This is a genomic window from Geofilum rubicundum JCM 15548 (assembly GCF_000974365.1).
Lineage (GTDB): Bacteria > Bacteroidota > Bacteroidia > Bacteroidales > Marinilabiliaceae > Geofilum > Geofilum rubicundum.
Map to the genome: position 1 here is coordinate 25,683 of NZ_BAZW01000012.1, position 24,970 is coordinate 50,652.

28 protein-coding genes are annotated in these 24,970 nt (G+C 46.6%); 16 read left to right on the forward strand and 12 right to left on the reverse strand.

Annotated elements, in window-relative coordinates; genetic code table 11:
- Window positions 1-262 precede the first annotated feature (262 nt).
- The 3 genes from JCM15548_RS25245 to JCM15548_RS08090 are packed head-to-tail and all read right to left on the reverse strand — an operon-like array spanning window position 263 to window position 2,504.
- On the reverse strand, window positions 263-850 hold the full coding sequence (locus JCM15548_RS25245) for an AMP-binding enzyme (protein WP_369403684.1): 588 nt from the start codon (window positions 848-850) through the stop codon (window positions 263-265).
- A complete protein-coding gene (locus JCM15548_RS08085) occupies window positions 847-1,926 on the reverse strand; it encodes an AMP-binding protein (RefSeq protein ID WP_262486952.1) in 1,080 nt (359 codons plus the stop codon). Before JCM15548_RS08085 ends, JCM15548_RS25245 begins: the two co-directional genes overlap by 4 nt.
- An 8-nt stretch (window positions 1,927-1,934) precedes the next feature.
- Complete coding sequence (locus JCM15548_RS08090) at window positions 1,935-2,504, reverse strand: outer membrane beta-barrel protein (RefSeq protein ID WP_062124167.1); 570 nt, start codon at window positions 2,502-2,504, stop codon at window positions 1,935-1,937.
- Between the two features lie 161 nt (window positions 2,505-2,665).
- Here JCM15548_RS08090 and JCM15548_RS08095 point away from each other — a divergent pair, with 161 nt between their 5' ends.
- The 4 genes from JCM15548_RS08095 to JCM15548_RS08105 all read left to right on the forward strand — a co-directional run bounded on the left by JCM15548_RS08095 (window position 2,666) and on the right by JCM15548_RS08105 (window position 5,080).
- A complete protein-coding gene (locus tag JCM15548_RS08095) occupies window positions 2,666-3,118 on the forward strand; it encodes a deoxycytidylate deaminase (protein ID WP_062124169.1) in 453 nt (150 codons plus the stop codon).
- A 155-nt stretch (window positions 3,119-3,273) separates the two neighbouring features.
- Window positions 3,274-3,702, forward strand: a complete 429-nt coding sequence (locus JCM15548_RS23410; RefSeq protein ID WP_227625592.1) for a S41 family peptidase — start codon at window positions 3,274-3,276, stop codon at window positions 3,700-3,702.
- On the forward strand, window positions 3,678-4,787 hold the full coding sequence (locus tag JCM15548_RS08100) for a S41 family peptidase (protein WP_227625593.1): 1,110 nt from the start codon (window positions 3,678-3,680) through the stop codon (window positions 4,785-4,787). Before JCM15548_RS23410 ends, JCM15548_RS08100 begins: the two co-directional genes overlap by 25 nt.
- Window positions 4,788-4,828: 41 nt before the next feature.
- Window positions 4,829-5,080 carry a hypothetical protein gene (locus JCM15548_RS08105; RefSeq protein ID WP_062124170.1) on the forward strand — a complete coding sequence of 84 codons (252 nt, stop codon included), beginning with the start codon at window positions 4,829-4,831 and terminating at the stop codon, window positions 5,078-5,080.
- A 207-nt stretch (window positions 5,081-5,287) separates the two neighbouring features.
- On the opposite strand, the gene JCM15548_RS08110 is transcribed toward JCM15548_RS08105, so the two are convergent.
- The 9 genes from JCM15548_RS08110 to JCM15548_RS08145 all read right to left on the reverse strand — a co-directional run bounded on the left by JCM15548_RS08110 (window position 5,288) and on the right by JCM15548_RS08145 (window position 12,075).
- Window positions 5,288-5,992 carry a phosphoadenylyl-sulfate reductase gene (locus JCM15548_RS08110; RefSeq protein ID WP_062124172.1) on the reverse strand — a complete coding sequence of 235 codons (705 nt, stop codon included), beginning with the start codon at window positions 5,990-5,992 and terminating at the stop codon, window positions 5,288-5,290.
- Window positions 5,993-6,025: 33 nt separating this feature from the next.
- Window positions 6,026-6,730 (reverse strand): 6-phosphofructokinase, encoded by a 705-nt coding sequence (locus JCM15548_RS08115; protein WP_369403685.1) that lies wholly within the window; start codon window positions 6,728-6,730, stop codon window positions 6,026-6,028.
- Entirely contained in the window at window positions 6,645-7,061 is a 417-nt protein-coding gene (locus tag JCM15548_RS26230; protein ID WP_369403686.1) for a 6-phosphofructokinase, read from the reverse strand. The genes JCM15548_RS08115 and JCM15548_RS26230 overlap by 86 nt, the downstream gene beginning before the upstream one ends.
- Before the next feature lie 58 nt (window positions 7,062-7,119).
- A complete protein-coding gene (locus tag JCM15548_RS08120) occupies window positions 7,120-7,998 on the reverse strand; it encodes a universal stress protein (protein WP_062124174.1) in 879 nt (292 codons plus the stop codon).
- Window positions 7,999-8,180: 182 nt separating this feature from the next.
- Window positions 8,181-9,230 (reverse strand): tRNA preQ1(34) S-adenosylmethionine ribosyltransferase-isomerase QueA, encoded by a 1,050-nt coding sequence (queA, locus tag JCM15548_RS08125; protein WP_062124176.1) that lies wholly within the window; start codon window positions 9,228-9,230, stop codon window positions 8,181-8,183.
- Between the two features lie 69 nt (window positions 9,231-9,299).
- Window positions 9,300-10,040, reverse strand: a complete 741-nt coding sequence (truB, locus tag JCM15548_RS08130) for a tRNA pseudouridine(55) synthase TruB (RefSeq protein WP_062124177.1) — start codon at window positions 10,038-10,040, stop codon at window positions 9,300-9,302.
- Window positions 10,041-10,046: 6 nt separating this feature from the next.
- Window positions 10,047-10,853 (reverse strand): undecaprenyl-diphosphate phosphatase, encoded by an 807-nt coding sequence (locus JCM15548_RS08135; protein WP_062124179.1) that lies wholly within the window; start codon window positions 10,851-10,853, stop codon window positions 10,047-10,049.
- Between the two features lie 14 nt (window positions 10,854-10,867).
- Window positions 10,868-11,146 (reverse strand): DUF3098 domain-containing protein, encoded by a 279-nt coding sequence (locus tag JCM15548_RS08140; protein ID WP_062124181.1) that lies wholly within the window; start codon window positions 11,144-11,146, stop codon window positions 10,868-10,870.
- A gap of 59 nt (window positions 11,147-11,205) precedes the next feature.
- A complete protein-coding gene (locus tag JCM15548_RS08145) occupies window positions 11,206-12,075 on the reverse strand; it encodes a cell division protein FtsX (RefSeq protein ID WP_062124183.1) in 870 nt (289 codons plus the stop codon).
- Between the two features lie 87 nt (window positions 12,076-12,162).
- On the opposite strand from JCM15548_RS08145, the gene JCM15548_RS08150 reads away from it, so the two are divergent.
- The 12 genes from JCM15548_RS08150 (at window position 12,163) to JCM15548_RS08200 (ending at window position 24,921) form a co-directional block, all read left to right on the forward strand.
- Window positions 12,163-13,698, forward strand: a complete 1,536-nt coding sequence (locus JCM15548_RS08150; RefSeq protein ID WP_227625594.1) for a polysaccharide deacetylase family protein — start codon at window positions 12,163-12,165, stop codon at window positions 13,696-13,698.
- A gap of 22 nt (window positions 13,699-13,720) precedes the next feature.
- Window positions 13,721-14,806 (forward strand): nitroreductase family protein, encoded by a 1,086-nt coding sequence (locus tag JCM15548_RS08155; RefSeq protein ID WP_062124185.1) that lies wholly within the window; start codon window positions 13,721-13,723, stop codon window positions 14,804-14,806.
- Complete coding sequence (locus JCM15548_RS08160; protein ID WP_062124187.1) at window positions 14,806-15,741, forward strand: polysaccharide pyruvyl transferase family protein; 936 nt, start codon at window positions 14,806-14,808, stop codon at window positions 15,739-15,741. Before JCM15548_RS08155 ends, JCM15548_RS08160 begins: the two co-directional genes overlap by 1 nt.
- Before the next feature lie 23 nt (window positions 15,742-15,764).
- The gene (locus tag JCM15548_RS21570) at window positions 15,765-15,974 is read left to right on the forward strand and encodes a hypothetical protein (RefSeq protein WP_157482539.1); all 210 of its coding nucleotides are present in this window, start codon (window positions 15,765-15,767) and stop codon (window positions 15,972-15,974) included.
- A gap of 5 nt (window positions 15,975-15,979) precedes the next feature.
- Window positions 15,980-16,786 carry a glycosyltransferase gene (locus JCM15548_RS08165; protein WP_062124189.1) on the forward strand — a complete coding sequence of 269 codons (807 nt, stop codon included), beginning with the start codon at window positions 15,980-15,982 and terminating at the stop codon, window positions 16,784-16,786.
- Window positions 16,787-16,902: 116 nt separating this feature from the next.
- Window positions 16,903-18,351, forward strand: coding sequence for an oligosaccharide flippase family protein (locus tag JCM15548_RS08170; protein ID WP_062124191.1), 1,449 nt, complete (start codon window positions 16,903-16,905; stop codon window positions 18,349-18,351).
- Between the two features lie 90 nt (window positions 18,352-18,441).
- On the forward strand, window positions 18,442-19,497 hold the full coding sequence (locus JCM15548_RS23415; protein WP_062124193.1) for a hypothetical protein: 1,056 nt from the start codon (window positions 18,442-18,444) through the stop codon (window positions 19,495-19,497).
- Window positions 19,498-19,991: 494 nt separating this feature from the next.
- Complete coding sequence (locus tag JCM15548_RS08180; protein ID WP_227625601.1) at window positions 19,992-21,743, forward strand: PAS domain-containing sensor histidine kinase; 1,752 nt, start codon at window positions 19,992-19,994, stop codon at window positions 21,741-21,743.
- Between the two features lie 31 nt (window positions 21,744-21,774).
- Complete coding sequence (locus JCM15548_RS23420) at window positions 21,775-22,305, forward strand: glycosyltransferase family protein (RefSeq protein WP_062124197.1); 531 nt, start codon at window positions 21,775-21,777, stop codon at window positions 22,303-22,305.
- A 65-nt stretch (window positions 22,306-22,370) separates the two neighbouring features.
- Window positions 22,371-23,051 carry a glycosyltransferase gene (locus JCM15548_RS08190; protein WP_227625602.1) on the forward strand — a complete coding sequence of 227 codons (681 nt, stop codon included), beginning with the start codon at window positions 22,371-22,373 and terminating at the stop codon, window positions 23,049-23,051.
- Window positions 23,044-23,814, forward strand: a complete 771-nt coding sequence (locus JCM15548_RS08195; protein ID WP_227625595.1) for a glycosyltransferase family 2 protein — start codon at window positions 23,044-23,046, stop codon at window positions 23,812-23,814. The genes JCM15548_RS08190 and JCM15548_RS08195 overlap by 8 nt, the downstream gene beginning before the upstream one ends.
- Window positions 23,815-23,973: 159 nt before the next feature.
- Window positions 23,974-24,921 (forward strand): hypothetical protein, encoded by a 948-nt coding sequence (locus JCM15548_RS08200; protein ID WP_062124201.1) that lies wholly within the window; start codon window positions 23,974-23,976, stop codon window positions 24,919-24,921.
- Window positions 24,922-24,970 lie beyond the last annotated feature (49 nt).

The window sequence follows — 24,970 nt, forward strand, 5'->3', positions numbered from 1 at the left end:
TAGATTCAATGATCAGATAACAATCAAGTTAAGTTGTTTTTTGGGCAGATTCAATGACAAAAATTACCCTTATCTTACTTTTTATTCGGGAAGGCACAATAGGAATGGCCCCCATGTTTTTGCTGCACTCAAACAGTATGGGCTTCTAAACGGCAATCATCCTCCATCTCTTAGCGATTTTTGTCGAAGGCGGTTAAATCAGCGATTTTTATCGTCCTTAAATCATCTATATACCCGCGGGGGAATTAACTTATGGCCATAACTAAGGTCGGTCACTCTTTTCCTCTCCCCGTATTTCTACGCGGCGTATTTTTCCGCTGATGGTTTTGGGCAGCTCCTTTACAAAATCAATGAGGCGCGGATATTTATAGGGCGCGGTAATTTTTTTGACATGGTCCTGAATCTCCTGTTTGAGTGCTTCCGAGGGCGCCTGGTCGGCCGCCAGCACAATGGTGGCCTTCACCACCTGTCCCCGAATCTCGTCCGGTGCGCCGGTCACGGCACATTCGACCACCGCCGGATGGGTCATCAGGGCACTTTCTACTTCAAAAGGGCCTATTCTGTAGCCGGAGCTTTTGATCACATCATCGACGCGTCCCACAAACCAGTAGTAGCCGTCCTCATCGCGCCAGGCAATATCCCCTGTGTAGTAAATGCCATTCTGCCAGACTTCCCGGGTACGCGCCTCATCCCGGTAGTAACCCTTAAATAGGCCCTGAGGCGACTGCTTGCCCACCCGGATAACGATTTGCCCCTGTTCCCCGTCCTCGCAAGGCGTACCGTCCGGCTTCAGCAGATCGATGTCATAAAGGGGCACCGGAATGCCCATGGATCCCGGCTTTGGCGTCATCCATGGTAGTGTGGCCAGTTGAACCGCCGTCTCGGTCTGTCCAAAAGCTCCATCAACTGAATACCGGTGAGCTGCTGAAAGGTTTCGAATACCTTCGGGTTCAAGGCCTCGCCTGCCGTGGTGCAATACTTGAGGGCAGAGAGGTCATAGTCGGCCAGATTCTCCCGTATTAAAAATCGGAATACGGTGGGCGGCGCACAGAAAGAAGTCACCTTGTAATCTGCAATGACCCTGAGCATGTGGGCCGGCGTAAATTTCTGGTGTTCGTAGACAAAGACGCTGCAACCGGCCATCATCTGTCCGTAGAGCTTGCCCCAGACAGCTTTGGCCCAGCCGGTATCGGCCACCGTGAGGTGCCGGCCGTCTTCCTCCACATTGTGCCAGAAGCTGGCAGTGATGATATGGGCCAGGGGATAGGTATAGTCGTGGGCCACCATCTTGGGCTGGCCGGTTGTACCGGATGTGAAATAGAGGTAAAGCAGGTCGTCGTTTTCCGAAGGAAGGTCTGGCTTCACAAATGGTCGGGCCCGAGTTATTTCCTCCTGAAAATGGTCCCATCCGTCAGGAACCAGGGGGCCGATGGAGACCAGTTTTTCTATGGTGGGGCAGTCGGGTTGCGCCTTTTGCACATGATCGATCACCTGTTGTTCGCCCACGCAGATAATGCCTTTGATGCTGGCCGCATTGCAGCGGTATATGATGTCTTTCTCCGTCAGCAAATGCGTGGCGGGAATGGCCGTTGCTCCAATTTTGTGGAGGGCCAGACAAGCGAACCAAAATTCGTAGCGTCGTTTGAGTATGAGCATGATTTTATCCCCCCGTTCAAGGCCGATGGACTGAAAATAGGCGGCGGTCGCATCCGATTTTTCTTTCAGATCCCGGTAGCTAAAGAGATGGTTTTCGCCTTGGTCATTGACCCAGACAAGCGCCACCTTATCCGGCTCCAGACGGGCATATTCATCTACTACGTCGTAGGCAAAGTTGAAATTATCAGGAATGTTAATTTGGAAGTTTTGCTGAAAATCTTCCAAAGACGAGAATTCGGGCTGGGTTAAGTATTTCTTATATATCTGCATGCCAAATGCTAGAATTTATAAATAATGCCGACGGAGGTATCCAGCAGATAATCCTGAATATTGTAGCCATCATTGATCCCAAAGTAGAAATTGGTACTTCCGTCTGTATTGACAAAGGAAAACACCGGAGGCATCAGCATGGTTAATCCCCATCTTTCACTCAAAGAAACCCCCAGACCGGGTCTGGCGACCAGGCCTACCGAATTGTATCCGTCCAGGTCGTTGCCATTGACTTCGCCGGCGTGGAAGCGCAGGGGAAGTTCTCCCTGACCAAAGAAACGAACATTTCCGGCTTCGCTGAACCAGTATCTGGCAAAGGGAACCAGTGAGGTGGTGTTGTATTTTGTTTCGGTAACACCATCGTCGGTACTGGAGGAGCTGAATCCGAGACTGCCACCTACCGACCAGTTGGAATTCAGGTGCATACCAAATTGGGGCATAAGGGTGGTGGATGCCCGGTCCGTTCCGTTTTCAGAACTGCTGATGCTCAGTGTTCCACCCACCCACATGTTGTTTTGGGCCATGGATCCAAAACTGACCAGGAAGGTCAGTAGGGCCGTAACCATTAAATTTTTCATTGTTTTCATTTTAAGGTTAGTATTACCTGATTTTAATATTCGAATGCAAGTTTTAAAATTTTTGGTGATACTTCCAAATTTACTCAACTCATTCCAACTTTCTTTGTTACTTTTGTAGATCTGGTGCTAAAACCCAAATCATTTATCCAAATCATCCGTCCATGGATCCATCATCAAGTGAACTTTTAACAGAGAAGCAGCGCTTATTAGATCAACGCTATCTGGCTATGGCCACCGTTTGGGCAGAAAATTCTTATTGTAAACGGCGGCAAGTGGGTGCCCTCCTGGTCAAAGACAAAATGATCATCAGTGACGGATACAATGGCACCCCATCCGGATTTGAGAACCAATGTGAGGATGAAAACAATGTAACCAAGCCCTATGTGCTGCACGCTGAGGCCAATGCCATAACAAAAGTGGCCCGGAGCAATAACAGTTCTGATGGGGCGACGCTTTATGTGACATCATCCCCCTGTATTGAATGTGCCAAGTTGATTATTCAGGCCGGCATTATTCGCGTGGTATTTCTGGACAATTACAGGGTCGAAGATGGCGTTCAGCTTTTACGCCGGGCTGGCATTGAGGTCATCCAGGTCAGCCAAAGCACCAGATAGAATATTTACTTTTGCACAACCAATCTTTCAATATGCGTTACAACAACAACCTCAAACAAGTTATTTTACCGATTTTATTCGCGCTTGTGTTATCCGGGGGCTTTTTTTTGGGACAGCTATGGGTGCCTTCCGGGGAAGGAAAATCCAGCAGCCGAATGTTTATATATCCCCAGAGCAATAAGATAGAGTCCTTACTCAATCTGATTGAAGAGCAATATGTGGATTCTGTGGAGAAAGAAGAATTGGTGGAGGGGATTATCCCGGAAATTCTAAAAAATCTGGATCCCCATACGGTTTACATTCCCGCTGAAGATCTGGATGCTGCCAATGAGGAACTGGAAGGAAATTTTGGGGGTATTGGCGTACAATTCAGCATGCAAAACGATACTGTTTTGGTGATTAGCGTGGTATCCGGCGGACCTTCTGAAAAGTTAGGCATTATACCGGGCGACCGTATAATTACCGTGAATGACAGTGTTATTGCCGGGGTTGAAATGGGCACGGATAAGGTGGTTGGAATGTTACGGGGTGAAATGGGAACCAAGGTGGACGTGGGATCATGCGTCGTGGCCGGCCCGATTTGATCGATGTGGAAATTACACGTGGTTCGATTCCTGTCTATAGTGTGGATGTGGCTTACATGGTCACGGATTCCATCGGCTACATTAAGGTCAGCCGTTTCGGACGCAACACCTATCAGGAATTTTTGACGGCCATGGCGCGCCTCAAGGCGCACAATTGTCAAAGTGTGATCGTCGATTTTCGTGGCAATTCAGGCGGCTACCTTGATATTGCCATTAGCATGACCAATGAGTTTCTGGACAAGGGTGATTTAATTGTTTATACAGAAGGAAAGGCAAGTCCGAGACAAGACGCTTTGGCCAACGGCCTGGGATCTTGCAAGGATATGGGCGTGACGGTTTTGATTGATGAATTCAGTGCCTCGGCCAGTGAAATTTTTGCCGGGGCCATCCAGGACAATGACCGGGGATTAATTGTGGGTCGACGCTCATTTGGCAAGGGACTGGTGCAGCAGCAGATTCCGCTGCCCGATGGCTCTGCCATCCGACTGACGGTGGCGCGCTACTATACACCCAGTGGAAGAGGCATACAAAAGCCCTATGAGAATGGGGTGGAGGACTATCACCGGGATATTTTAGCCCGGTTCGAGCATGGTGAATTTTTTGAAAGGGACAGCATTGATCTGGATGAGTCGCTTGAATTTCGTACCCGAAACGGTCGTTTGGTGTTTGGTGGTGGTGGAATTATGCCCGATGTGTTTGTGGCCAGGGATACAACGGCTTTTTCTGACTATTACTACCGACTACGGGACCGGGCCATTATTTATCAGTATGCCCTGAGATATAGTGACGACAACCGTTTGCAATTGCAACGTTTTGATGACGTAGATGCCCTTAAGAATCATTTGGATGAGCAGAATTTGCTCGACGGTTTGTTGGCTTTTGCTCGTGAAGAGGGCGTCGCCTACAATGAAAAAGACTTTAGACGTTCGCGTCAGTATATAGCCGTGGAACTGAAGGCTTACATTACAAGAAATATTTTGGACAATGAGGGATTTTATCCGGTATTTCATGAAATAGACGAGGTGCTGAAAGTGGCCGTGAATCAGATTCAAAAGGGTAATGATGTGTTGACTTTTGACAATTAGCGGGGCTGGATTATTGTTGAATTAAATTGTAAAAGTGGATCATGGTATTAAAAATAATTCTATTCTTCATCATCTTCTATTATTTATTCAAGCTGGTGGCCAGGGTTTTTTTACCAATATTTGTTAAGAACAGAATAAGGAAGATGGCGTCTGAGAAGGAGAACGCTTATAAGGAATACGTTAAGCAACAGAAAGAAAACGAAGGGAAAGTGTTTGTGACGCACCATCCTCCGATAAAAAAAATACCCCAAAAGGTGATTTGGATGGGGAGTATGTGGATTATGAAGAAGTGAAGTGAAAGGGCGAAGTTACAAACTTCGCCAAGCACATTTAAAGAAGTTGCCAAACTTTGTCAAGGGCATTTAAGCAAGTTGCCAACTTTATCAAGGACATTTAAGCAAGTTGTCAACTTCGCCAACCGCAGGTATTTGGGCTGGTTGCACCTGTAGTCAAGTGGTCAGCTTTGTCAAGTGGATGGACTTCGTTCAGCCGGTTTTGATTTATCTTTTGTGCAGGCCGCATTCTTTGGTGTCGGGATTTTCCCACCACCACCTTCCGGCACGTACATCCTCGCCCGGCTCAATGGCACGTGTGCATGGCAGGCAACCAATGGATGGAAATCCCTTATCGTGCAATACATTATAGGGGACTTTATGGGCATGAATGTATTCCCAAACCTGTTCTTCGGTCCACTGGGCCAGAGGATTAATCTTCACCAGTTGATTGTTCTCATCCCACTCAATCACATCAATGTTTTGTCGGGTAACCGCCTGCGAGGCCCGAAGTCCGCAAATCCACGCATCCAGCGTGGAGAAGGCCCTTTGCAAAGGTTCTATTTTACGCCAGTGACAGCACTCTTTTCGGTTTTCAACGCTTTCATAAAACAGATTGATGCCTTTGCGGTTAACCATCTCCTGGATCTTTTGATGGTCTGGAAAGAACACCTCTATTTGGTTCTTATATTTGCGGGAGGTACGATCGATGAGGTCATAGGTCTCCCGGAAAAGCCGGCCGGTATCCAGTGTGAAAATACGGGCATTGGGATCGATTTTAATCAGCATATCGGTCAGTACCTGATCTTCGGCTCCCAGGCTTGAGGAGAGCGCAATTTTGGGGTTAAAAACAGGCAATACCCTTTTTAGTATATCTTCTGGTGAGGCATTTTCTAATTCCTTGTTCAGTGCTTTGATTTCCTCTTTGGTCATTTTCTTTCCTTTATATGGTCCAATTCAATTCTGTCATTTTCTGCAATCGCCAAAACAAACCCCCATGTAGCGGCCTTTTTCAACCAATTTGTTGTCGGCCTCAATCAGACGGACCTTGCCGCCCACCTCGTCCAGTGGCACGCTGCTGATGACCCCATTGCGCATGGCCACCATGGTGCCGAATTGTTTTTCATGTATCAGACGCGCCGCATAAGCGCCAAAACGGGTGGCTAAAATACGATCTGTAGCCGTGGGGCTGCCTCCGCGTTGAATGTAGCCCAGGATGGTTTCCCGCGTTTCCAGTCCGGTATTTTTACGAATTTGTTTGGCAATATAGGCCCCGGCCGATTTCTTCGAAGGTTTTTCGATGCCTTCACCGACCACAACAATGGAATAGGGTTTTTTCTTTCGGCTGCGCTCCATCAGGCATTCGTAAACGTGATCCAGGTTATAGGGAATTTCCGGTACCAGAATAACATCACCGCCCCCGGCTATCCCCGAATACAAGGCAATCCAGCCGGCATGGTGGCCCATGACTTCAATGACCATGACCCGCTTATGTGAATTGGCGGTGGTATGCAAACGGTCAATGGCTTCGGTCGCGATGTGTACCGCCGTATCAAAACCAAAAGTGACCTCGGTGCCCCAGATGTCATTGTCGATGGTTTTGGGAACGCCAATGATGTTTAAGCTCCCGGGCCAACAGACTGGCTGTCTTTTGCGTTCCGTTGCCGCCAATACAAACCAGCGCCTCGAGTCCCAACTCCTCGTAATTCTTCTTTATTAAGTCCGGTTTATGTTGCGGGTCTTCTCCGTCCACCGCCTTAAAAGGCTTCAGACGAGATGTGCCCAATATGGTTCCGCCCAAAGTCAGGATGCCCGACAAGAGCTGTTCATTCAAATCGATGGTTTCTTTTTCCACCAGTCCGCTAAAGCCGTTGACAATACCAACCACATCCATGTCGTATTCCACAATGGCTGTCTTTCCTACGCCCCTGATGGCGGCATTGATTCCGGGACAATCACCTCCGGCTGATAAAATCCCAATTCTCATTTTTCTGCTTCCCATATCGATTGTATTTTAAAAAAGTTTCTTTTGTTTCCTTCTACCGGCAAATTTAAGTCATTCAGGAGTGAAAAACCAACAATGGGATGTCTGTGCTGAATAAAAGTTGGCGGATGATGGAAGGGCTGAACAGTTTTTTTAGCAAGGTCCGCTTTCTACGGGTCATGGCTACCAGGTCGGACGGGTTATCCACGAGATATTCCTCAATGGATTTAACATAGTTCTTCCCTGTGATGATGTCAAAATTAATATTGAAGTGACGGTAAGTGGTGTCACAATAGCTGCGCAACTGATCCATTTTCCGAATGTCATTTTTGTCGGCTCTGGTGGGGCAGAAAAGCACGGCATTAATTTCTGTATGGAAAGGAGAGATCAGCCGAATCAGGCTGTGCAGGGAAATGTAATCCCGCTCGTTGAGTTCCAGTAAAAAAAGAACCTTGCCATGTTTTTTCAGGTCTATTACGGAATGGGCGGGTACCGCCAAAACAGGGGCGGTAACGCGCTGTATCACATCGCTGGTCACGCTGCCCAAAGCTTCTTTAATGGTTTCTCCTTTGGTCTTGGTTCCCATAATTACCACATCGTAAATCTCCTCGTTGCTGATTTTGGGAATGATGTCCTCCGGATAACCGTATTCAAAGCGATAGATGAGGCGGATGTTTTTCTCCTGCAAGGAAGACATCTTCTGAACCTTGTGGGAAATCAATTGCTGCAGCTTTTCCTGTGTTTCTGCATCCTTTTGCTTAATTTCCTCCCGGGTTAAGAGGGGCGTATAACCTTGTGATTCCGTGTCCTGCTCCGTTTCTTCCAGGGAAATGTAATCGGTAAAACAGTGCAGAACGGAGATTTCGGCGGGAAATTCTTCCGCAAGCGTGAGTGCGAAGTTGAGTGCATTCAGCGAATAGTCCGAAAAGTTGAGGGGCACCAGAATTTTTATCATAGCTTGGAGGTTTGTCAGGTTTCACCAATGAAAGATACTGCTTTTCTCACTTTAAGGGTGCATTTGCGGAAGTAAAGTTAAGAAACTGTGGCGCAAAAAAAAGAGGTGTCCGAACAGACACCCCTCTTTTTATTTCTTCAATACGCTCAAATACAGAGTTGTATCATGCTTGGTTTTGACGACTAAAGGATGAGCATGGCATCGCCATAGGTGCCAAAGCGGTATTTCTCTTTAACGGCTACTTTATAGGCTTTCATGATTAAATCGTAGCCGCCAAAAGCGGCCGACATCATTAAGAGCGTAGAGTAGGGCAAATGAAAATTGGATATCATGCTGTTGGCCACCTGAAAGTCGTAGGCCGGGAATATGAATTTGTTGGTCCATCCTTCAAAGGGCTTCACATGGCCATAGGTGCTTACCGAGCTTTCAAGGGTACGCATGACGGTGGTACCCACCGCACAAACCCGCTGTTTCTGGTCTTTGGCATTGTTGATGACCTTGGTGGCCTCCTCAGAAATGAATATTTGCTCCGAGTCCATCTTGTGCTTGGTCAGGTCCTCCACATCTACGGTTCTGAAGTTGCCAAGGCCCACATGCAAAGTGACGTAGGCAAAGTGCGAACCTTTAATTTCCAGACGCTTAAGTAATTCCCGACTGAAGTGCAGGCCGGCGGTCGGGGCTGCCACAGCACCTTCGTTTTTGGCGAAAATGGTCTGGTAGCGCTCACTGTCTTCCGGTTCCACTTCTCTTTTGATAAATTTGGGCAGTGGGGTTTCTCCCAGACTATAGAGTGTTTTCTTGAAATCTTCGTAGGGCCCGTCGTAGAGAAAACGAAGGGTCCGTCCACGCGAGGTGGTATTGTCAATGACTTCCGCTACCAAAGAATCGTCATCACCAAAGTACAATTTATTGCCAATACGGATCTTTCGGGCAGGATCCACCAAAACATCCCACAAGCGTTGATCCTGATTCAGTTCCCTGAGCAGGAAGACCTCAATTTCAGCGCCCGTTTTTTCTTTGTTGCCATACAGGCGGGCCGGAAAGACCTTGGTGTCGTTAAACACCAAAACATCATTGATGCTGAAATAGTTGATGAGGTCTTTAAAAACTTTATGTTCAATTTTGCCGGTGGCGCGGTTGATGACCATTAAACGGGATTCGTCCCTGTTGGGTGACGGGTGTAGGGCGATCAATTCTTCTGGCAGTTTGTACTTGAATTTCGATAACTTCATTGTAACAAAAGAGTTATATGGATGAATAATTTATACACAAAAATAAGCTAATCTTATACGTATGAAAAGTCAAATTGTTTGAATTGTAACCAACAATTTTTCAAATTGTTCCATGCTTAAGGCCCCATCGAGCTTCATGGGGCCGATGGCCGTTCTTTCAAGGCCCGATAAATGGGCCCCGCTATGAAGCGCTTTGCCCAGATCGTGGGCAAAAGAACGGATGTAGGTTCCCTTGCTGCAAACCACCCGAACCAGGGCTGTTGGTGCGGTATATGCCAGAAGCTCCAGGTCCTTAAATTCCACTTCCCGCTTATCGAGTTTCAGGCTTTTACCTTTTCGGGCCTGCTCATAGGCCCTTTGACCATCTTTTTTGATGGCCGAAAAAACAGGCGGTGCTTGCATCTGAATGCCCTGAAAACCTTGCAGGGCCTTTTGAATTTCAGCCTTTGTTATATGGTCCGTTTCAAAGTGTTGGTCGGGCTCCGTTTCCAGATCATAGGAGGGCGTGGAAGCCCCAAAAGTGATGTGGGCCACATATTCCTTGTCCATTCCCATTAACTGGTCAATGGTCTTGGTGGCTTTGCCGGTACAGATGATGAGCAGTCCGCTCGCCAAGGGGTCCAGTGTGCCGGCATGACCCACCTTTATCTTTTTAATGCCCAGGTATTTCTTAAATTGGATGCGGATTTTGTTGACCACGTCGAACGACGACCACGAATAGGGTTTGTTGATGAGTAAGGCCCGACCCTCCAAAAAATCTTCAGCCCGACAGGAGCTGTCCACGCTCAATGTTTTTAATAGTTCTTCCATCACTATCTATCCCAGCAAATTTCCGCTTATGGCAATAACTGCAACCACTGCACAATAAATGGCGAAATAGATCAGTTTGCCTTGTTTTACAATGTTGATCATCCATTGGCAGGCCACCAGGCCGGCCACAAAGGCGGCGACAAATCCCACCACAAGCACCAGAACCTCTGAGCTTTGGGTAGAAGCCTGCGCGGCGGCATCGTACTTCAGCAGGCTCAGTACATTTTCCCCCAAAATGGGCACCAATACCATCAGGAAGGAAAATCTGGCCACCTCGCTTTTTCTGTTACCCAATAACAAGCCGGTGGCGATGGTCGCCCCCGACCGGGAGATGCCCGGCAAAACAGCCACGGTTTGTGCCATGCCTATGACAAAAGCGTGGAAAAAGGAGAGGTCTTTATCCCCTGATTTTTTGTAGTAGGCAAAAGTCAGAAATACGGCCGTCACCAACAACATGGCGCCTACCAGAAGCAGGATATTGGCCGATTCAAAAACAGCTTCCACCGCATCTTTAAAAAAGAGGCCGACAATGGCGATGGGAATCATAGAAACCGCTATTTTGACAATGTATTGTGTCTCTTCATTCCATTGAAAGCGAAAAAGGCCTGACAGCAGATTGGCAATGTCCTTTCGGAATACCACCAAAGTACTTAAAACAGTGGCCCCGTGCACCATTACGGTAAATGTGAGGTTTTCGGCGGCTTCCACGCCCAGTAATTCTTTCCCTATTTCGAGATGCCCGCTGCTGCTGACCGGCAAAAACTCCGTCAATCCCTGGATAAGACCAAGAATAAGTGCTTCAATCCAATTCATCTAAAGTGTTGGTCTTATAGGTTAGTGTCTTTTTTGTCGACAGAAGGTTTTTTCATGATGGCATAAATAGCGAACACAAAGCCAAAGAGCACTACCACGGGTGCCAGAGTTATCCGTTGAAAGCCATAGATGGCTTCACTGAAGACTTCCGGATCATCGCTACCCCCACCCATCATTAAAATAAAGCCAATGACAACAATGGCAAAAGAAATGGCTAAAAGGATGTAATTCTCTTTGTGAAGGGCCATTTCAAATTTCTTCGTCGGTGTTTCAGATTTTGCTTTTTGTGACATACTATTGAAGGTTTTTGTTTGATAACAATGAAGAAGCCATCGGGCAAATCTTCCAATGATTAATAATAGAGTTGATCGGTTTTAAGCCGCAGATATTTGTTGACGGCGAAAAAGGTGGATATCAGGGTGATGAATATCCCGACGCCAATGACAAAGAGAAACAGCAGGGCAATGAGGAAGAGGTTTGAAAATCCGATGACCCCATTCATTTCACTGCTCAATCCGAAAATAAATATGGAAAGCAACACGATGGCCACCGTAGCCCCTGCCAGTCCGTGCAGCACACTTTTTAGCAGGAAGGGTTTTCGTATGAATCCCCGTGTGGCTCCTACCAGTTGCATGGTGTTAATGAGAAATCTGCGGGAATAGACCGACAAGCGAATGGTGTTGTTGATCAGAGCAATGGCTATGAATAGTAGCAGCAGACTGAAAATGGCCAATACAATGGTGATTTTTTTGACATTTTCATGAATCGCATCCAGCAGATTTTTCTGGTAATAGACCTCCTTGACCTGCGGAAAGCTGTTGATCTGTGCCTCAATGCGGGCCATGCTGTCGGGATTGGCCCAGTCGGCCGCCAGCTTAACTTCGATGGAGGCCAGTAAAGGGTTGTAACCCAAAAATTCCACAAAGTCTTCTCCCAGTTCATCTTTAAGCGATTCTGCCGCCTGTTCCTTATTGATGTATTCCGCCACGCGCACATAAGCCGCTGCGTTCAGCACTTTTTGCAGGCGAACCACTTCCGCCTCGCGGGCGTTGTCATTGATTAATATTGTAAATCCAAGATTTTCTTTCACATAGACCGAAAGTCGGTTGGCATTCAGGTACAAAAAACCGATGATGCCCAATAGAAATAGTACCAGCGAAATGCTGATAATGGTTGTCGCGTATGAACTTCGAAGCTTCCTTTTGGCTGCAGTATGGCTCATGCAATGGTTGTTTTTTGATGACCGAAAGGGTATAACTCTCTCAACTTAGCTGCAAATATAGTCAAATCTTGGGCATGAACATATCTTATGGGGCTTAATCATGGCCATACCCTAAAAATCCGCTTTCTTCGTTATGTAATTATCGTCTGGTGTCCTTCGGCTTTGGAAAAATTTCGCTTGATTTTAAATGAGTTGCTTATATTTGTCGCCATGCATCTTTCACAAAATAAAATACATTACCTATTTGACCATTTGCAGCAGCATTGGGTGCCGGATAAACGGGTGACCGAAGCTTTTGTCATTATTGGGCCTCACCAGCCTGTGCCGCAGGGACTTCAGGGAAAGATTGTGTTCCGGTTGTCGGGCCAGGACCAGCCACAGCCTGTTAATGTTAATGTTGAGGGACAGGACATTCCTGTTCTTTTTCCGCTTTCTGAAAGTTCTGTGCTTTATCAGATGGATGAATCCGGCAATCTTTGGTTCAGCCACGATTACTTGTCTTCCGCTTTTTATGTATTGTCGGGCCTTCAGGAACTCCGGGAAGGCCATCGGGATGCTTACGGCCGGTTTCAATATGCCGGAAGTATTCAAAACAGATATAACATTGTTTCAAAGCCTGTTGTTAATTATTATTTCGAGTGTTTATTGAAAGGTTTCGAAGCTTTCGGCCAATTGCATGATCTGCCGATTAAGCGCCGGCGCTTGTTTGATAACTTTGGTTTTTTACTCAGTCATGACGTGGATAGGGTATCCTTTCATCATCCAAGATTGATGATTTATAAAGTGCTGCAGATTATAGGATTAAAAATTAATACCGAAAGTAAAAGTAAATTGTTTAAACAGCTCCTTTCAGGTCTCCGTTTTCACCTTAATCTCTGGGGAGGAAAGGATCCCTGGTGGAACTTTCGTTGGATGATGGATGTGGAAAAGCGCCTGGGCATCCGTTCGTCTTTTTTCTTTTTGGCGAGGGAAGAGGGGACTAAAAATGCCTGGTTTAATTTTTCTTCTAAAAAAATAAAACATTTAATATCTGAACTTAAAAGTGAAGAATTTGAAGTAGGCATTCATGGTACTTTTAAATCCGTTACGGACGGTCCAAGTCTGCAAAAGCAAAAAGCAGCACTGAGCAAAGTCTCCGGTGAAGCACCGGCAGGCATTCGACAGCACTATCTTCTTTTTTCGCATCCCACTACTTTTAAAATCCAGGAGGCCGCTGGCCTGGTCTACGATTCCACCCTGTCTTTTCACGACCATGACGGCTACCGCAATGGCTATTGTTATCCCTTTCGTCCCTATGATTTTGAGAAGGATGTCCCGATGCAGATATGGGAAATCCCCCTGGTGATGATGGAAGTGTCCGCTTTACAATACCGTCAACTCTCCTTTGCCGAAATCGAAACCAGCGTATTACAGTATGTACAGGAAGCTCAAAAATTTGGGGGCCTGTTTTCTCTTTTGTGGCACAATTGTCGGTTAAATAATGATGAATACAACGGTGTCACAGATTTTTATATGCATTTACTGCAACAAATCATGGAGTACCAGCCTTTGGCGCTAACGGGAATCGGTTGTGTCCGAAGGGCGCAAAAGGCTTTGAATGATTCCGCGATTTCTCATATTTAATGGTTAATTTTGTTAACAAAATATGAGAAAGCTATTAAGAAATTGGTCGGAGAAGACGGGGCAGTATGAGCGACTACTGCGACTGTACTTCAAATGGTCGCTTTTTATAAAGCGACTGGAAACACGGGTTTTGATACCTGTGCTCAGTGCATCCGGCTTAATGCGAAAAGTCTATTTTGCTTTGTTTTCAGACGTTTTTTCTTCTGAAATGAAGTTGTATATTTTGGGTCGCCAAGCCTACCTGAAGCGCAGTCTTTTTCAACAAGGTAATCCTTCTCATCTGCGCCGTAACATTCATCGTCTGGAAAAGGGACTGATGGCCGAAAATCGCAAGGCCTTTTTTGGCGCTGATTATCTGTTGGAAACGGTTCACCAGTTTGCTTATTCTGTGGAAGAGCTTCAGCAGTGTACGCTCAATGATTGGGCCTTTGATGTGTTGGAACAGTATTTTCAATGCAGTCCGGAAGTTCCTCTGGTGACTCAGGCCCAGGGGATATTTTCAGCGGTGAACTACCTGAAATTATTACCTGCGGTTTACCGGGGTCCTTTTGTTAAGTCGCCCACCGACCAGGAATTGTATGCCCGGTTTCAACAATTGGCCCAAAGCCGCAAATCTGTCCGTTCTTTTGTGCCGGGAAGTGTGCCATCGGCAGATGTTTTAAAAAGAGCCGTGGCTCTGGCCGCTTTGGCGCCCAGCTCGTGTAACCGGCAGCCCTTTAGGTTTGTGGTACTCACCGAAGCTCCCCTGGTGGGTGATGTGGCCCGTCTGGCAGGGGGAGCCAGATCCTTTGCCGAAGGCATTCCTGCACTGGCGGTTGTATTGGGCTCCACCGCCGTATCCCCTTCTCCGGGCGACCGGCATTTGATGTACATCGATGGCAGTCTGGCAGCCATGAGCTTTATGCTGGCCCTTGAAAGTCAGGGCTGCGGCAGCTGTCCCATCAATTGGCCCGATCACCAAAAGGCCGACAGGGCCTTGCGAAAGCATTTGACCATGAAAGAATACGAGCGGCCCGTGATGCTTATTGCCATGGGGATGGCCAAGGATAATTCAATGGTTGCTTGTTCTGTACGGAAAGAAGTTGAAGAATTACTTGAAATATTATAATGGTGTCGCAACAACCAAAACCGACCATCGTTATCACCGGTGGTAACTTTGTCAATAAGGGAGCAGAATCCATGCTGATGTCTACAGTGGATGCGGTACGGACTTATTTTCCCGGCTATGAACCGGTGCTGCTGGACCTTTTTCCGACGGTGAAAGCTTCAGACAAGGGGGCTTATCCTTTTCGCATTGTCAACATGCATGTACGAACGCTTTACCGAATGGGTTTTCCAATATTAAAGTTGTTGTTTAAAAAAAAGGCGATCAGTGATCCTGAATCAGAAATAAAAAGTGCCATAAATTCTGCCTCTGCTGTTTTTGATATTAGTGGTTATGGTCTTAGCTCGCACAACCAGGCCCTGATGTGGAGTGTCGCCTATTTGCTGCCCATATATCTGGCCAGAAAGAAGGGCATTCCTGTTTGGCTGTTGCCGCAAAGCATGGGGCCTTTTCATTTTAAGGGTCTGAAAAAATGGCTGTTTCAAATTTTTGCCGTGCCTCTTTTGCGCTATCCAAAAATCATTTTTGTGCGTGAACCGGCCGGACTCAAAGCGGTTCGCCAAATTAGGAAAGAAGCATCCGAACTGTCGGCCGACATAGTACTTCAGGTGCCCGAAAAAAAAACCAACAGCCCTGTGTTGGCGGGCCCCGGTGTTTTGGTTATTCCCAACCAACAGCTGTTTCGTGTTGTGGGGAAAGATTCGACCCTGCAATTGTTTGAGAATCTGATCCGTCAAGCACTGGATCTGCGTATACCGGTAAGGATCATACAGCATAGTCGGGACGACCGCCTTTTTTGTGAGCTGCTGAAAAGCCGGATTTCTCATGAATTATTTAAGGTGGAAGATCAGGTTTTGACTTTAGAGGACCTTCATACGGCTATCCGGGGATCGAGGTTTGTCGTTTCGGGCCGTTACCATGGGGCCATTCATGCTTGAAGCTTCATAAGCCCGTTATTATTGTGGGTTGGGCGGAAAAGTACCGGCATCTGGCGACCATGTTTTCTTTGGAAAAGCTGTTGGTGGATGTGAGTAGTGGAAAGGTATCTTCAAGTATAGATAAAGTTGTTAAGTCTTTAATTACAGAAGAACAGGTTCTTGTAGATCGAATTGAACAGCAGATATGTCTGATTGAGCAGGACAATGTCTGGAAAAGAATTCAATTAAAATAAGCCTTATGTATTATCCCGTTGTGCTGTTTTGTTACAATCGTCCCGATCATGTTCAGAAAACCCTGTCGGCCCTTTCGGCCAATGAGGGTGCACTTGATACGCCTTTGATTGTATTCAGTGACGGACCGGCTACAACCAGGGATGTTGCTTTGGTGAAATCCGTCCGACGCCTTTTAAGCATCGTCCAGGGTTTTAAATCGGTTCGGATCGTATGCAGTGAAGGCAATAAGGGCTTGTCGGCCAGTGTTATTGATGGTGTTTCGGAGGTTCTGTCCACCTTTGATGCCTGTCTTGTTTTGGAGGATGATTTGGAAACGGCGCCCTATTTTCTGAAGTTCATGAATGAAGCCCTCTGGCAATATAAGAACGATGGGCACATTTTTTCAGTATCCGGGTATTGTCCACCCATTGCCATTCCAAAGGATTATAGCTTGGATTCCTTTTTGTTTCCCCGAATCAATTCCTGGGGCTGGGGAACGTGGCGGGACAGGTGGGAAAAGGTGGATTGGTCGGTGGCCGATTTTCAGCCGTTTATCTCAAATAAGGCCATGCGGGAGCAATTGGCAGAGCAGGGGGCCGACCTGCCGGTGATGCTGCTGAAGCAACAGCAAGGTAAGATTGCTTCCTGGGCTGTACGCTTTAACCAGGCCTGTTTTAATCTGGGAATGACCAATGTTTATCCGGTTCAGTCTTTGGTAAGCAACCGGGGAGCTGACGGTTCCGGCACCCACATGAAACATTCAGGTAAATATGCTGTTGCCTTATGCCATAAATACTTATCATCCAAAAGGCGGGCAATAGTGCCGTCATAAATCAACGATTTCGTGATTTTTATAAACCCTCGCTCTACCGGCGTGCCATCAATTATTTAAAAATAACGCGCTATCTTCGCGGTTGGTAGGGTCTTAAATTGTTTAAACCATTATCCATGCAATTTCAAACGCGTTTTGTTTTCAGGCAAGGTGCCATTTACGGCGTTGGCAATGTGTTGACCAAATTAAGTGGCGTTATTTTAATTCCGCTCTACCTGGATTATATCAATGAAAGCGAGTTTGGCATTTTCACCCTTTTTGAGACCCTTTTTCAATTTATTTTGATGCTTTCCGGACTGGGCGTCAAGGGTGGTTTTACCCGCTGGTACCATGAAATGGAGAGTAAGGACCAAAAACGGTCGCTTTTTTTTACCACCTGGAGTTTTAACGCCTTCACCAGTTTCTTGTCCGTTTCGGCGGTCGGCCTGCTTCTCTTGTTTTATTCAACGGCCATTTTCAAATACGAGATACCAACCGATTTAATCATTTACTTTTTGATTGGGACCTTTTTTCGGATCCTCTACGATGTGCCCTTTTACCTGCTTAAATTGGAACAAAGGGCCACGAGCCAAACCTGGTGGTTGGCGCTAAACATCACATTGATGTTGGGCTTCACCTTTTATTTTCTGGAATACAAGAAGATGGGTTTAAAAGGAATTTATCTGGCACAGATGGTGGCCCATGTTTTGACCTTTTTGGCCTTAGTTCCGTTTATTATAAAGAACATTCAACTAACCTTTTTAAAAGGCATACTTAAACAATTAATTCACTATGGGTTCCCGCTGGCCGTATCCAACGTGTTGACCACGGTTTTGACGCTGAGCGACCGCCATATCATTAATCAGTATCAGAATCTGGATGAGGTGGCGAGTTACAGCATGGCCTTTAAGGTGGCCAATCTGGTTCAAATGATTGTGGTTGCCTCACTCATCACCTCTTACTCCAATTACTTTTTTAAGACGATGCATAACCGGGACAGCATGCTTTTCTTTGCCCGCTTTACCCGTCTGTTTGTTATTTTGATCACCTTTGGAGGACTCGGGATTGTCCTGTTTTCGCCGGAAATTATCTATGTCATTTCTTCCGGCAGTCCCTTTTTCCAGAGTTCGGTGATTTTGATTCCTGTTTTGATGGCAGGTCTTATTTTTTCCGGTTTGAGACAATTTCTTACCTTGCCATTGAATAAGCATAAGAAGACCAGGCGGATATCACTCATCCTGATACTCAGTGCAGTGGTCAATATAGCAGGCAACCTGATTTTGGTTCGGGAATACGGAAAAATGGGTGCTTCTGTATCAACGGTGTTGGCCCAATTGTTTGGTTTGGTCTGGATCATTGTTGAAGTCAAGAAATATGAAACCCTTCATTTGCAGTTGGTCAAAAGTTTTTGGCTCATTATTTTTTGGGCTGTTTTGGTGGTGATTGGTATGCAGACTTTTGTTTTTGATTTACCTTTGGGCTGGTTGTTCAAATCATTGGTGGTTTTGGTTTTTATGGCTTTCATGTTTTTTATGGGTCTGATAACAAGGGAGGATGTTCAAACGGGACTTAAAATATTTAAATAATGACTATCTTGAGTCCCTGAAATGCTTCGCAGATAGAGTTCTGCCTTATACGGATAATAAGAATGATGAACTTAAATGGATATTTTGTAGATGACCATGAGTAGTTACTGGCCATATCTTTTACTCATTGCCTGTATAGTTGTTTTCACAGGTGTTATGATACTTTCTTTTAAGGGGCTGGGATATAAAATGATGAGGGCTGAACAGGGCCTGTCTTCCCGATTGTCACTTTCCCGTCGTTTAAAGAGTTTGCGTATTATTTTGGCCGTTTTTGGATCTTTGATTTTAGCGATCGGACTCGGGGGTGCTTACTTTGAAGTTCAGAGGGTGCGGGACAATCGTTACCAGGAATTGGAAACCATTGCCCAATCGGTTGCCAACGGATTCAGTTATGAATTGATTGCGCCGCTGACTTTTACTGAAAGCGATACCTCCAATGCCGCATACGGATACATTTCCCATCATTTGGAGGTGATGGCCGGGCACTATGACCACGTCCAGATTTACACGATGGTCATGCGTGATTCCCTCATCGTCTTTGGTCCCTGCAGTCCCGCCCACAACCAGTATGATACCGTTCTGCCCGGTGAAATTTATCAACACCCGCCGGAGGGATTGTCCGAATTGTTTTCAAGCGGCCGAAGCCTCATCCTCGACCCCTATAAGGATGAGTTCGGATACTATATAAGCGCCTTTGCACCCGTTTTACATCCTTTATCATCTGCACCTGCCATAATGATTGGTGTGGATATGGAGGCGGAACAGTTCGATATCGAAAGGGCCATGGCTCCATTCGTCCATTGGTGGTCACTTTGGTGCTTTTGCTTTTATTATTGGGCGGCTCGTTTTATCTCGCCCAAAGAAGTGTCCTCGATTTTCAGCGGTATAAATGGTGGCAAAGTCCGGAAGCCCTCTTTACCCTGCTTATTGGTCTGGCCATTGGCGGACTCATTATTTGGTTCTCGTTTTCTTACGAAATGCGTTATCGCCAAGCCATCTTTTCTCAATCCTCCACCTTTTATGCGGCCCGGATCAACGATTACTTTCGTTCGTTTGGCACCTCCTGGCAAGAGACTTTTCGTCCGATACCTACCCAAAATTCTGTTGACGATGCGCTATTCAGACAGCGAACATCCACCCTTATAAATTATGAATTTATAGAAGCTTGTGGTTTTGCGATGAAAACCGGAAGCAATGGTTCCATGGCCCGATGGATACTGCAGCATTATTCGGAGAAGGATAAGGGATTGGACCTTACCAAGGAATGTCTGGAAGATTTTCTGGCCCATATCCATGACAAATTGGAAACCTCCTATGCAACGGGATTGAGGGGTATTGAGTTTGCGGTCCGGGATTCTCTGGACATTAAATTGGCCTTCGTCTTTCAGCCCATTGATCCTAAGGACGCTGAATTACCAGCGCTCTTTTTTGCGGTAGTTGAACCGCAGGTGCTTTTAAATGAGGCCGTTGCTTCCAGTGGTGAAGCCGGCACTTTTAATATTAAATGGGAGGAGTATCTGGAAGGTGGTGTCAAAAAGGAGATGGCGCAATTCGGTTCCTCTTCCGCGCCTTCCCGATGCATCGTGGGTATGGATAGCCAGCATCCGGTATTTGTCTTCGGCCGTGTTTTTGTTTTAAATATGCAGCCTGGCCCGGCATTCATTGCTACCCACCCGCCAAGAATATTGTATTTTATTATTCCCACGGTGCTTCTATTTTTGTTTTTGATTACTTTCATTGTTGGGGCGTTCACAACGGAACGTTACCGTCTGGAGCGTGTTGTAGATGAAAGAACCTCTGAGCTGGCGGCCTCTGAAAAGCGCTTTTCTTCTTTGTTTAGTTCTGCCCTGGAGGGCATCGCCCTGCATCAGGTCGTTCGGAATGAGAAAGGGCAAATCACCGACTATTCTATTACCGATGTCAATCCCGCCTATCGCCGTTTGGTCGGGAAACCCGAAAGTGAAGTAAAAGGACAACTGGGCAGTGTGGTATATGGGGAGGGTGGACCGCCCCCGCATCTGGACGTATTCGCCCGTGTGGTGGAAAGCGGTGAGCCAGCCCGTTTTTTGGAATTTTTCCTACCCTTGAATCGTCATTTTGATGTGTCCGTGACCTCGGTTGGCCCCGATCAATTTGCCACCGTTTTTAATGATATCACCGAAATAGAATTGGCCACAGAGGCCTTAAAGAAAAGTGAAGAGAAGTATCGCTTCCTGGTGGAAAATCAGAACGACTTGGTCATCAAGGTGGATCGAAAAGGACAGTATTTGTACGCCAGTCCCTCTTTTTGCAGGTTTTTTGGCAAGAAGGAAAGCGATCTGTTGGGCAAAGTCTTTATTCCTCAAATTGATGAGAGCGATGTGGTGACTTCCTTTAAAGCGTTAAAGGATTTGGCCGCACCTCCCTATCAGGTGTCTTTTGAGCAAAAAGTGAAGTCGGTTCAGGGATGGCGGTGGTTGGCCTGGAACAACAGTGCCGTAATGGAAAACGGTCAAGTGGTTGGTTTTATTGGTGTGGGGCGGGAGGTGACCAAGCGCAAGCGTTCTGAGCTGGCTTTGGAAGAAAATCAAAGGAAATTGCAGGAACAGAATGACGAATATTTGGCCCTAAATGAGGAATACCAAACCCTGAATGAGGAGCTGAACCAAACCAACAGCGAATTATTTGATGCCATTGAAAAAGCGCAGGAGAGTGAACGGCTAAAAACGGCCTTTTTGCAAAATATGTCGCATGAAATACGCACCCCCCTTAATGCCGTTATTGGTTTTTCAGAAATGATGTCTCTAAGCGGTTTCAGTGATGAGGAAAAGCAGGAATTTGCCGATATCGTGGTCAATAATTCCCGCCAGTTATTGAGTCTGGTCGATGATATCATGACCATATCCACCATTGAAACGCAGCAGAATAAGTTGTCTGAATCACCGGTACATATCCCCTCTTTGCTGAGGGAATTGCATGCTGTTTTTGCCAACAATTTAAAGCCAGGGGTAGATTTAGAATATGTTTTTAGCGAAGACGATCAGCAGGGACTGACCATTTTAGCGGACGAAATAAAATTGCGGCAGATCTTTATCAATCTGATCGGAAATGCCATTAAATTTACGCACGAAGGAAGCATTTGCTTTGGTTACGATTTAATGCAGGAAAAAAGCATCCGCTTTTTTGTGAAAGATTCCGGAATCGGTATCTTGCCTGAAGTAAAGGATAAGATTTTTGAACGATTCAGGCAGGCGGGTGAAAGCATTCAAAAGAAGTATGGCGGAACCGGGTTGGGACTGGCCATTTCCAAGGGACAAGTCGATCTGATGGGTGGACAAATATGGGTGGAGTCTGAAATCGGCCAGGGCTCTGTATTTTACTTTGAGATTCCCTTAAAACAAGTCCGGGTTTAAAAATCTGACCTTCATTTTAATAGATAGGCATATGCGCGTATTACACATAAATAAGAGTGATGTAAAAGGCGGAGCTGCCGTGGCAGCTTCCCGTATCGTGCATGCGCTACGGGGCATGGATGTGGAGGCTTCCATGCTGGTGGCAGAGAAGTCCGGAAACGATGCATCCGTTGTTTCCATCGCCAATTCCAGACGGGAAAAAGCCAAAGTTATGTATTATTTTCTGCAGGAGGTGGCGGCCTTTCTGCCCCACGAGAAAAGCAAAACATCGCGTTTTGCCTTTTCGTTGGCCCGTCGGGGTTTTAATTTGCATAAACACCCCTTGGTTTTGGAGGCAGACCTTATTCATTTGCATTGGTTCAACCAGGGCTTCTTATCTCTTAAAGGCCTGGAAAAAATTCTGCAATTGGGAAAACCGGTCGTCTGGACCTGCATGACATGTGGAGTTTTACAGGCGGCTGTCATTATGCCGGGGACTGTGAAGGCTATCAGAAAAGTTGTGGCCATTGTCCGGTCATTCAGGATCCCTCCCACAATGATATATCGGCCCTGCAGCATCTGAAGAAGCAAGCGGCCTATGCCGAGGCGCCTTTATCCATAGTGACCTGCAGTCAATGGTTGGGATCGGTGGCCCGGGAATCCAGTTTGCTGCAACAGCACGCAGTTATTTCCATCCCGAATCCCATAGATACAGAACTTTATGCGCCTGTTCCCCGAAAAGAAGCGCGCAAGCGACTCCATTTACCACCCGATAAAAAAATACTTCTGTTTGGGGCAGCCAACGTGGCCGATCCGCGTAAAGGCATGGCGCTTTTGTTACATGCCCTCAAGACATTGAGTACCCGAAAGCAGGCCGATCAAATAGAGCTGGTGATTTTTGGAAAAACGCCACCCCGATTGGCCGAGAAACTGCCGTTCCCGGCCCGCTTGATGCACTATGTAAGTGATGTAGAAACCCTGGTGGATTTGTACAATGCGGCCGATGTCTTTGTCTTACCTTCTCTGGAGGACAATCTGCCCAATACCGTGATGGAGGCCTTATCCTGCGGCACACCGGTGGCCGCTTTTCGTATTGGCGGGGTGCCGGAAATGGTCGCCCATGGCATATGTGGGTATCTGGCCGCGCCGGGTGATGCGGATGGATTGGCGGAGGGGATTGAATATCTGCTGTTTAAGTGTGCAGAGCAAACCTGCAGGGAGAATGCCCGGGACAAGGTGCTGAACCATTTTGCCCCTGAGCTTGTGGCCCGGCAGTATTTGAATCTCTATCAACAATTGCTTGGTGAAAAGGAAGGTGGAAATGAATAGTGCAATGAATAATCCTTCGGAAAATCCCAAAGTATCCATCATAACGGTGGTCTTTAATGCCCGGTCCACCCTGGAAAGAACCATTCAGAGTGTCAGATCGCTCGATTATTCCCATGTGGAATACCTCGTCGTGGATGGTGGAAGCACCGATGGAACCCTGGACATTATCCGACGATATGAAGCACACATCAATGCCTGGATCAGTGAACCGGACAAAGGACTGTACGATGCCATGAACAAAGGTCTGAACATGGCTACCGGGGATTATGTCTGGTTTCTGAATGCAGGCGATGAGGTGGCAGCACCTCAGGTGTTGACACGATTATTTGAGCAGCGTCCTGGCGCCGACATCTATTATGGTGATACCATGATTGTTGATTTGGAAGGAAAGGAAATAGGGCATCGACGTCTGTCTCCCCCCAGGTCGCTCACCTGGAAAGATTTTCACAGGGGCATGTTGGTGAGCCACCAATCGATTTTGGTGGCCCGGTCGCTGGCCACACCTTATGACCTGAGGTATCGTTTCTCGGCCGATTACGATTGGGTGTTGTCCGCCCTGAGGCGGGCCCGGGTGGTGGTGAATGGCGAAATGGTCTTGTCCAGATTTCTGGATGGCGGCCTCACGAAAAAGAATATCCTGCCCGGATTAAAGGAGCGATTCAAAATAATGAAGAAAAATTTTGGCCTTTTGGCTACTTTTTTTCATCATATTCCAATAACTTGCAGGTTTTTACGTTATCTATTAATACATCGAAGATTTTAAACAGACGCCGGGAATAAAGTTTGTTTATTAGGATGGGGTCTATAATGTGAGAGTTGTTAGACCCGACGTGTTTTTATTCCCACCCCCAAAACTTGATGCCTTGCTTTCCTGTTTTCAGGAAGGAGGATGAATGACGCCCTTAACCTAAAAATTTCTGTTATGATTGATGTTTATCAAAAACAGGTTTTTGAAACCCGCGAAACCATTTGTCAGGTCACCCACCACGACCGTTTATTGCTCGAATGCAGTAAAGTACTTAAAAATGAGATTTCTGAGTTAAGAAAAACTTCCAGTGCGCTGAGGCGAGCAGGCATCTTGCCTGAGACCTATAACAAATCACAGCTTTGGCACCTTATCTGCTCCACATTTAGTCCCGATTCCACCAAGCGCAGTGTTACCCGGCAAAAACTTTTGATCATGCAATTGAACTGCCTGGCCAGCGAAGAAATTGTGTACAATTTGAGCAGGCGACTGGAAAACATGAGCTACAGCGGTGAAATTAATTTAAAGCGCATTCGCCGGGACGAACAAAAATTTCAGCGCCAGCTCGAAAAAGCGTCCGAATTGATGGAAGGATCCACCCAGGTGCGTTTTATTAACTTTACCAAAAAAATAGGGGATTACAAAGGTCAGTTAAAGGCGGCCCGTGAAGCAAGAATTCATGGAGAAGCGGCCCATCGCCATCTACGCAACTTGTCCAATGACCTAAGAGAGATCACCTTTTGGGGCAGTGGTGAAGCTGCTCTTCCGGGAGAAAACGACGACCATGCCAATGCCCTGCTCGAGCGTATGTTTGAATCCGTTATCAACGCCTGTATCCACCTTTGCGGATTTAAAAGTGAGGTCAACGAATTTGCCCAAAGCAGAGATCTGGATCTGCACTTTCAGGCCGTCATGCATTTCAGGACCGATTTCTTTAATTGCCTCACCGCCGATTGGGTGGAGTCCCGCAAGTTACGGATGACCGGTTTCTGTGTGCAAAAAACCGTCGATTCATTGGGAATGTTGATGAAGGGGCTGAGCTCAAGAATTTTAAAGATCGAGGAAGAACTGGAAATCATTCATGAAGAAAGTTCGGCCATTCTCATGGTGGCAGAAAAAGTATAATCGACACCTGCCCTTTTAAAAATCCCCCTTTTCGGTGGCTCTGCTGAGC

Bases quoted from the DNA above. Each gene is read 5' to 3' on its own strand.
- JCM15548_RS26230 (WP_369403686.1), bottom strand. From the start codon at position 7,061: ATGGGAAGCAGAAAAATGAGAATTGGGATTTTATCAGCCGGAGGTGAT.
- JCM15548_RS08180 (WP_227625601.1), top strand. From the start codon at position 19,992: ATGCAGCCTGGCCCGGCATTCATTGCTACCCACCCGCCAAGAATATTG.
- JCM15548_RS23410 (WP_227625592.1), top strand. From the start codon at position 3,274: ATGTTTATATATCCCCAGAGCAATAAGATAGAGTCCTTACTCAATCTG.
- JCM15548_RS08200 (WP_062124201.1), top strand. From the start codon at position 23,974: ATGATTGATGTTTATCAAAAACAGGTTTTTGAAACCCGCGAAACCATT.
- JCM15548_RS25245 (WP_369403684.1), bottom strand. From the start codon at position 850: ATGACGCCAAAGCCGGGATCCATGGGCATTCCGGTGCCCCTTTATGAC.
- JCM15548_RS08095 (WP_062124169.1), top strand. From the start codon at position 2,666: ATGGATCCATCATCAAGTGAACTTTTAACAGAGAAGCAGCGCTTATTA.
- JCM15548_RS08135 (WP_062124179.1), bottom strand. From the start codon at position 10,853: ATGAATTGGATTGAAGCACTTATTCTTGGTCTTATCCAGGGATTGACG.
- queA (WP_062124176.1), bottom strand. From the start codon at position 9,230: ATGAAGTTATCGAAATTCAAGTACAAACTGCCAGAAGAATTGATCGCC.
- JCM15548_RS08085 (WP_262486952.1), bottom strand. From the start codon at position 1,926: ATGCAGATATATAAGAAATACTTAACCCAGCCCGAATTCTCGTCTTTG.
- JCM15548_RS08145 (WP_062124183.1), bottom strand. From the start codon at position 12,075: ATGAGCCATACTGCAGCCAAAAGGAAGCTTCGAAGTTCATACGCGACA.
- JCM15548_RS23415 (WP_062124193.1), top strand. From the start codon at position 18,442: ATGACCATGAGTAGTTACTGGCCATATCTTTTACTCATTGCCTGTATA.
- JCM15548_RS08160 (WP_062124187.1), top strand. From the start codon at position 14,806: ATGGTGTCGCAACAACCAAAACCGACCATCGTTATCACCGGTGGTAAC.
- JCM15548_RS08090 (WP_062124167.1), bottom strand. From the start codon at position 2,504: ATGAAAAATTTAATGGTTACGGCCCTACTGACCTTCCTGGTCAGTTTT.
- JCM15548_RS08150 (WP_227625594.1), top strand. From the start codon at position 12,163: ATGGGGCTTAATCATGGCCATACCCTAAAAATCCGCTTTCTTCGTTAT.
- JCM15548_RS08140 (WP_062124181.1), bottom strand. From the start codon at position 11,146: ATGTCACAAAAAGCAAAATCTGAAACACCGACGAAGAAATTTGAAATG.
- JCM15548_RS08165 (WP_062124189.1), top strand. From the start codon at position 15,980: ATGTATTATCCCGTTGTGCTGTTTTGTTACAATCGTCCCGATCATGTT.
- JCM15548_RS08155 (WP_062124185.1), top strand. From the start codon at position 13,721: ATGAGAAAGCTATTAAGAAATTGGTCGGAGAAGACGGGGCAGTATGAG.
- JCM15548_RS08110 (WP_062124172.1), bottom strand. From the start codon at position 5,992: ATGACCAAAGAGGAAATCAAAGCACTGAACAAGGAATTAGAAAATGCC.
- JCM15548_RS08170 (WP_062124191.1), top strand. From the start codon at position 16,903: ATGCAATTTCAAACGCGTTTTGTTTTCAGGCAAGGTGCCATTTACGGC.
- JCM15548_RS23420 (WP_062124197.1), top strand. From the start codon at position 21,775: ATGCGCGTATTACACATAAATAAGAGTGATGTAAAAGGCGGAGCTGCC.
- JCM15548_RS08120 (WP_062124174.1), bottom strand. From the start codon at position 7,998: ATGATAAAAATTCTGGTGCCCCTCAACTTTTCGGACTATTCGCTGAAT.
- JCM15548_RS08100 (WP_227625593.1), top strand. From the start codon at position 3,678: ATGCGTCGTGGCCGGCCCGATTTGATCGATGTGGAAATTACACGTGGT.
- JCM15548_RS08195 (WP_227625595.1), top strand. From the start codon at position 23,044: ATGAATAGTGCAATGAATAATCCTTCGGAAAATCCCAAAGTATCCATC.
- JCM15548_RS08105 (WP_062124170.1), top strand. From the start codon at position 4,829: ATGGTATTAAAAATAATTCTATTCTTCATCATCTTCTATTATTTATTC.
- truB (WP_062124177.1), bottom strand. From the start codon at position 10,040: ATGGAAGAACTATTAAAAACATTGAGCGTGGACAGCTCCTGTCGGGCT.